Source organism: Butyrivibrio sp. (genome assembly GCF_017635265.1).
Taxonomy (GTDB): domain Bacteria; phylum Bacillota; class Clostridia; order Lachnospirales; family Lachnospiraceae; genus Butyrivibrio.
Genome location: NZ_JAGBLU010000003.1, coordinates 1 through 6,994, shown reverse-complemented (window position 1 = coordinate 6,994; position 6,994 = coordinate 1). Strand labels below are relative to the sequence as shown.

Genomic DNA, 6,994 nt, shown 5'->3' with positions numbered 1-6,994 from the left:
TGTCTGCCGGTGATGTTATGATTTCTGAGAGTTCATCAAATGGCGTTTCAAATATGATCTCATCAGATACTACCAGATCTATTCCTGCCTTTTCAAACTGCTTCCTAAGTGCATTTACATATTTGTCAGTCGAAAAATCCTGTGTCAGATCAATGATAAATTTCCCACTCTGACATGTCATATTGAGCACAAGACCGCTTGAACAGTTTGAATACAGGTGTACCTCATCCACAAGTTCACCCGGCATATCAAACTGACCTATGTAACTTATAAGATAAGTGTCCAGCGCAAGATTTTCCATGAATCCAAGGAGTTTCTGTCTTCCTGCAAATGAATGAAAATGTCCTATGACACTCAGAAGCATATTGATATTATTAAATTCCTTTGCACAGTGATCATGCTCTTTCTGGGCATTGAGAAGCCTTTTATATTTCGCAGCTATTTCACTGTCTGAAAGGTTCTCCTCTTCTCTTCCGTAAGGCAGAGTCATACTCTTAACACAGTTTTTGAAGGTGTCATCACAACCTAATATATGTCTTGCGTCCATAGGGAAATTACATACTATAGTCTTATCACAGTCTAAAGAAATCTCTTTTATCCCTCTGCTCATCAGTATGCTCAGATATGTGATCGGAGATGCGCCGATGCTCTTGCAGGCATCCATAAACTGCTTCTGTGAAAAACTGATCTCATAACGCCTATGATCATCTTTGTTCTTTGTTTCAGGAAGCTTATATCCCTTGTCGGACAGGCCTTCAATCTTCATGCTTTTTCCATTTAGCTCGTACTTCTTTTCACACGGATCAGTAAGTTCGGCTACCGATAGTTCAGATGCCAGCAAGTGGTGTTCTTCTCTTATCTGCTCATATTCACCCATGTCAGCATTTTTATAATCACTGTAGAATCTGAGCAATATCTCTAGAAATGTCTTTGCACCTCTTCCATCTGTAAGTCCGTGATGAAAAGAGAGTTTAAGGCTCTTTTCCCAATATGTAACTCCCATGAGATGATAGTTGTTACTATGTCCGCCCAGTGGGATAAATCCATCTTTGTGATGTGCCTCAAGCTTCATTTCATTCCTTACCGCATAGAAATCTCCATCTTTTTCTATGAATCTGACGCCAAAGTAAGGGTATCTGATGACAGTGTCTGCTATCGCCAGTTTCAGAAGTTCACCATTTATGCCTTCCCTCATCCTGACATCATAAACCTCACTTGGAAGGCCCTTGGATCTGTATAAATAAGGCATTCCAGATAAAGCCTTGTCACCATTCTTAAGTATTGTTTCTACATTCTTATTTTCCGTCATTATGCTTCTCCTGTTATCTCTTTAGCAAGTTCCAGAATTTCAAAGGCATATTTTTCCTTTCCCTTTTTCAGAAGCTTCTTGTATAAAGGATAGTTAGTGATGCAGATTGCAGCACCTGCCAGTCCCGACAGTACTCCGACGATCATGAAAACTGCTCCTGTTCCAAAGACGCCCAGCCCAAAGCACATTCCTGTGCCAAAAATCAGAGTTCCTATGATTCCCAGTGTCATTGCCGAAATGAAAGCCGGGAGCTTTGCTCTCTCATCAAGCTTTTTAAGCTGCCTGACCTTGTTTGTCTCCCTGGGCATATATTCCTTTGCTACACTCTCCGCATAAACCTTATCTAAATCGTTCATCTCATTGTTCTCCTGTCTTTTCTTTCTATAAATAATTATGCTATTTTTCCTGTTTCTTTGAGCCATCTGATCTCGTCACGTATGGTCTCTCTGTATGATCTTGTAGTATAACCAAGTTCCTTACTTGCTTTACTTGAATCAAAGCGGTTGTTCCTTGCAAGATTATAAACGGAGAAAGTTGTCATAAGCGGCTTTTCTCCTGTCTTTTTGGCTTTTTTCTCAAGTATCTTTGCAATGAAGTTTGCTGCTGATATAGGTAAAAAAAACTTCATCTGTTTACATCCGCTCTCCTCTGAAACAAGCTTTGTAAAATCCTTAAAGCTGACAGGCTCATTCCCAAGAATGTAGCACTCTCCGCTTTTTCCCTTATCCGCTGCTCCAATGACTCCGTCAGCCAGATCCCTTACATCACACAGATTAAAGCTTCCGTCAATTCCGGCGGGCATCTCACCATTGATGATATCAACCAGAGTCTTTGTGGTCTCACCCATTGCAAAGTCCTTAGGTCCAAGGATTCCTGAAGGGTGAACCACACATGCATTAAGCCCTTCCTTTGCAGCCTTGAGCACCACATTTGTTGCCATAGCCTTTGACAATGAATAGCAGCCTTTGATTCTCTCAGGATCAAGCGGGATCGAACCCTCACATTCTCTTATGCTTCCCTTCTCTTCCTCAGGTATTGCTCCTGTTGATGAGCAATAAACGAGCTTTGAAACATTGTGCTCTTTGCACATCTCTATGATATTTTCTGTCCCGCCGACATTTACGTCCATGACTTTCTGGCTGTAGTCGGGATTAACTGTTACGATGCTTGCTATGTGGAGCACGATCACCTCTGTATCTTCAGGCGTCTCAAAGAATCTCTCCAGGTCATCTTTATTACAAAGATCTCCGTATACGATTTCTACTTCTTCCGGAAGATATGCGGCTGACTTATCACCTTCAAGGACAAATGCCCTTACTTTTTCGTTTCTATCAACAAGCTTTCTGCAGACTGTGCTTCCAAGAAATCCTGCTGCTCCTGTTACCAGATACATCTTATTTGTTTGGCTCATTTATCTTTTCCTCTCTTATTTTCAATTTGTTTTCTTGCTCTCTGTTTTGAGCTTGAAGTCATTATAGAAAAATGAGCCTGCAAAAAGAACAACACTTTTTGCAAAATGTGTTGATTTAAGGAGCACAGGTCCCGACACGTTTTGTAAAAAGTGTTGATTTGTAAGTCCGATATACTGTTTTTACTGCTCTATGGCTTGATGATACACTTCTGTATAACGCTTATGATCTCATCTTTGGACTCGGCGCATCCCCCTCGTACCCACTCAGTGACAACTCCGATAATACCCTTAAGATAAAAGACCATTATAAGCGGCTGCTCATTTTCCGGAACTCCGAACCTTGTAAGTATGGGCCCAAATATGTTCTTAAACCATGTCTCATAGGTTTTTTCGGCGCCCATCATCTCATTCTTTTCATACATCAGGTAAAAGAGTTTCCTATTCTCTTCTACAAAATTCAGATATGGCATCAGATATCCCGGGGTAACAAGAAACAGTTTCTCATCGTCTTTATCATCTATATCAATGCCTTCAGCACCCTCGGCACCGAAGCGGCCAAAGAAATCTTTATATACGGCTTCCACAGTTTCCTGCAGAAGATCATTTACATTATCATAGTGAAGATAGAATGTTGATCTGTTTACTCCTGCAGTCTCACATATTTCCTTAATGGTAATATACTCAAAGTCCTTACTATCAAGGAGTGTTATCAACGCATTATGCATCTTCTCTGCTGATTTAAAATATTTGCTCTCATTCTTATTCATATTTTCTATCAGTTTTTCCTTTATCTCTTCTGATGTTAATAAATTCAGTTCGATCATAACCCCACCGATTTCAACGCCTGATCCAAATCTGCTATGATATCATCCGGGTCCTCGAGTCCAACACTAAAGCGGATAAAGCCTTTTCTGAATTTCTGCGGATATAGGTTGATTCGCTCATCATAACTCGGTTGTGGGAAAATCAGGCTTTCATCATGTCCAAGAGATACGGCAAATGTTACGACCTTAAGTGCCGCGCAAAAGCGTTCAACGGTCTTATCATCTGTATCTACGCCAAAGGATATAACTCCACCGTAGCCGTTTTTCATCTGCCGCTTTGCTAATTCATGACCCGGATTACTCGGAAGTCCCGGATAGGATACAAAAGTTACGTTTTCCCTCTGCTCAAGCCACTCGGCTATCTTCTGGGAAGATTCATTGATCCGCTGCATTCTGAGAGGGAACGTCACCGAACCTCTGAATATCTGCCATGCATTGAAAGGGCTGATTACGGAACCCACATTGACCTGCGCTTCATAGCGGATACGATCCATTGCCTCAAGATCATTCGAGATAATTGCGCCGCCCTGCGCATCGCCATGACCGTTGATAAACTTTGTCAGCGCTTCCACGACAAAATCGGCTCCAAGTTCAAGCGGTTTCTGATTGAACGGAGATGCAAAGGTATTGTCAACAGAAACGAGCGCTCCATTTTCATGAGCTATTTTTGCAATGGCTTCAATATCTGTAACACCATTCGTCGGGTTATCCGGTGTCTCAATATGGACAAGCCTTGTTCCCGGTGTGATCACCTGCTTCACAGCATCAAGATCCGTCATATCCACCATTATCGTTTCTACGCCAAACTTGCGGTTAAACAGTTCATGAAACATGCGATAAACCGCCATATAGCTTACATTGGGATAAATCACGCGGTCGCCTGACTTAAGAAGTGTCCAGAACAAGGCATGCAAAGCTGCCACGCCACTTCCCAGTACAATAGCATCATCCGCATCATGTAATGCAGCCACCTTCTCCTCAAGCCAATGTTGATTGGGATTTCCATTTCTGGAATACATCAAAAGATCAGTTGATGAATAGTTGACCTGCGACAAATCGTCAGGCAGCTTATAGCTGTTTGCCATATGAAGTGGTCTTCTTACTGCGCCGGTTTCTTCATCATAATCCGTTCCTGTATGAATTGCCTGTGTTGTGATATCGTATCCCTTATATTTGTTTTCTTTCTTAGCCACTTTAGTTTTCCTCCGCTTAAAACTTTTTCCTCACAACCAACCCACATTCCCCAAGAAGGAGAAGAATCTCATAATTGGATTCAAAAAATCTACTCTGATATCTTGTAAAAATAATAAAAATGCCTCTTCCCAAGCCATACTTATTCGTCATTTTCTTATCCTGAAGGCGTAAAAACTATCGCCCTGTTTTTTCAACTCTGTAGTATATCATAGGTAAAGGCATTTTTGAATTATATATATTTTTTACTATCTTTTATACTATTTTTCTGCCCAGAGCCTTGAGCATATCGCGGTCACTCTGGATTGTTGAACCTGAAGTTGTCAGCATATTTCCTGTTATCGTCGCGCTTGCACCACCTGTAAATGCCGCGATTCCATTTCCAGATATCAGTTTCCTTCCTGCACCAAGCCGTATGTTACTCTTCGGATTGATGTATCTGAAGATAGCTACTGTCCTGAGGATTTCATCTTCCGTAAGGGTCGGAAGGTTTTCCAGCGGTGTATGAGGGATAGGGATGAGCGAATTGATTGGGATTGACCCGATGCCCAGTTCCGAAAGTTCGAGCGCCATATCGATTCGGTCGTCCATGGTTTCACCCATTCCGATGATGCCACCTGAGCAGACGCTAAGCCCTGAAGCCTGTGCTCTCTTTATATTAGCAATCTTATCGTCAAATGTGTGAGTAGTGCATATATGTTTGAAAAATCTCCGCGATGTTTCGATGTTATTGTGATAGCTTCTGACTCCTGCATCATAGAGCCTGTCGAATTGTTCCTGTGTCAGAAATCCAAGCGAGGCACAAAGTGATATCTTGAGATCATTTCTAAGCTTTTTATATATTTCAATCAATTTTTCAAAGTCTTCCTTAGATGGGCTGTGTCCTGATATAACTATGGCAAATCTATCCACGCCCTCTTCTTCATTAGATTTAGCTTCCGCATATATCCTGTCGTAATCCATAAGACCATATACTTCGCACTCTGTGTGGTTGTGAGCAGACTGGGCACAGAACTTGCAGTTCTCACCACAATTGCCACTCTTTCCAGCAATTATAGTACATAGATCAACTCTTTCACCTACCAGCTCCTTGCGTATTTTGTCCGCACCTTCTGTCAGTTCATCAAATGGGCATTCTTTAAGGAAGCTTAGGTCATCCTCTCTTCCAAGTCTTCTTCCATCTATTATTTCATTAGTAAGATTCTGAATATTCATTTTCCCCTCGCTATATCGTTTTTATATTAGACTTATCGATAATTTTTCATACAAGACATGCTGATGATTGTTCATACGAGACACGTTGATGATTGTTCTTTGGACTTGCCAATAATTTTTTAGGACATAGTAGATTATAGCAGAGGCAAAACAAAATGTCACTCCACCACTATATGCAGGTTGATATTTTAAAAACACGTTATATTTTTCAAAAGCAAACAAAAAGGAGTTTCATAAAAACTCCTATAATACATGTTTAGATAACTTCCGGTTTAACCCGCTATTCGATCTTGAAGCTTTCCGTCTTCAAATCACAATAGTATCTTCCGCTTTCAGCCGTAAACTTTAATACACAGTAATCCGGATCAGTAACTCCACCCTTATAGAACATCGTATCACCTTTGCGCCAGATCATATCTTTTGTCTCTTGATCAGTAAGCACTTCCATTTTACCCTTCAACATGACCCCAACATACTTAATCAAGCCCTTATGATAGAAATATATGCAGGCATTAGGATTATTCATGTACTGTTTTACCCTCATTGATGAGGTGTTTGTAGAAAAATAGAAATAATGCAACCCATCCATTTTTCTCAGCTTCAGCATCGCTTTCACGTTTGGAAATCCTTCTTCGTCAATAGAACAGATAAAGGCGACCTTCTGTTTTCTGATAAAGTTTTCAATAGTATTATCCATAATGTTCCTCTATAATTTCGTATAATATTTTCCAAGTTAAAGTGCTATGCCTCATCCCGACAAACTTGAATTTATATAAGAGTATAACCTCTGAACCCGCGCACGGAATAGTATGAATCCGCCCCGTTATGAAATGTGAAAACCGTTCCGTAACGTCGTTCGCAGAACAATGCACCGCCCTTGTCGCGAATATCATCCGGCGTAGCGATCCAACTTGACGTTTTCAAATCAAATTCCCCGAGACTTTGCAGTCGGCGATAGAGTTCCTCCGTCATGATCAAAACGCCGATTTCTTTTGCTTTCCATTCGGCGCTGCCTGACGGCGGGTTTTTAGCACGCCCCTGTAA

General features: G+C 41.1%; 8 protein-coding genes. All 8 read right to left on the bottom strand.

Annotated features, from left to right (window positions below):
* The coding region (locus tag J6O61_RS00540) for a hypothetical protein (protein WP_292208283.1) at positions 1–1,309 on the bottom strand (1,309 nt) is incomplete at its 3' end.
* Positions 1,309–1,665: a dihydropteridine reductase gene (locus J6O61_RS00535; RefSeq protein ID WP_292208281.1), complete on the bottom strand. Its 357-nt coding sequence runs from the start codon at positions 1,663–1,665 to the stop codon at positions 1,309–1,311. The genes J6O61_RS00540 and J6O61_RS00535, both read right to left, overlap by 1 nt.
* 35 nt (positions 1,666–1,700) lie before the next feature.
* Positions 1,701–2,720: an NAD-dependent epimerase/dehydratase family protein gene (locus tag J6O61_RS00530; RefSeq protein WP_292208277.1), complete on the bottom strand. Its 1,020-nt coding sequence runs from the start codon at positions 2,718–2,720 to the stop codon at positions 1,701–1,703.
* A 188-nt stretch (positions 2,721–2,908) separates the two neighbouring features.
* Entirely contained in the window at positions 2,909–3,544 is a 636-nt protein-coding gene (locus J6O61_RS00525) for a TetR/AcrR family transcriptional regulator (protein WP_292208276.1), read from the bottom strand.
* Positions 3,541–4,737: a trans-sulfuration enzyme family protein gene (locus tag J6O61_RS00520; RefSeq protein WP_292208274.1), complete on the bottom strand. Its 1,197-nt coding sequence runs from the start codon at positions 4,735–4,737 to the stop codon at positions 3,541–3,543. Before J6O61_RS00520 ends, J6O61_RS00525 begins: the two co-directional genes overlap by 4 nt.
* A gap of 253 nt (positions 4,738–4,990) precedes the next feature.
* The gene (gene bioB / locus J6O61_RS00515) at positions 4,991–5,950 is read right to left on the bottom strand and encodes a biotin synthase BioB (RefSeq protein ID WP_292208272.1); all 960 of its coding nucleotides are present in this window, start codon (positions 5,948–5,950) and stop codon (positions 4,991–4,993) included.
* A gap of 280 nt (positions 5,951–6,230) precedes the next feature.
* Complete coding sequence (locus J6O61_RS00510; protein ID WP_292208270.1) at positions 6,231–6,647, bottom strand: pyridoxamine 5'-phosphate oxidase family protein; 417 nt, start codon at positions 6,645–6,647, stop codon at positions 6,231–6,233.
* Between the two features lie 71 nt (positions 6,648–6,718).
* Positions 6,719–6,994 (bottom strand): DUF4256 domain-containing protein (locus J6O61_RS00505; protein ID WP_292208266.1); only part of this gene is annotated, 276 nt, incomplete at its 5' end.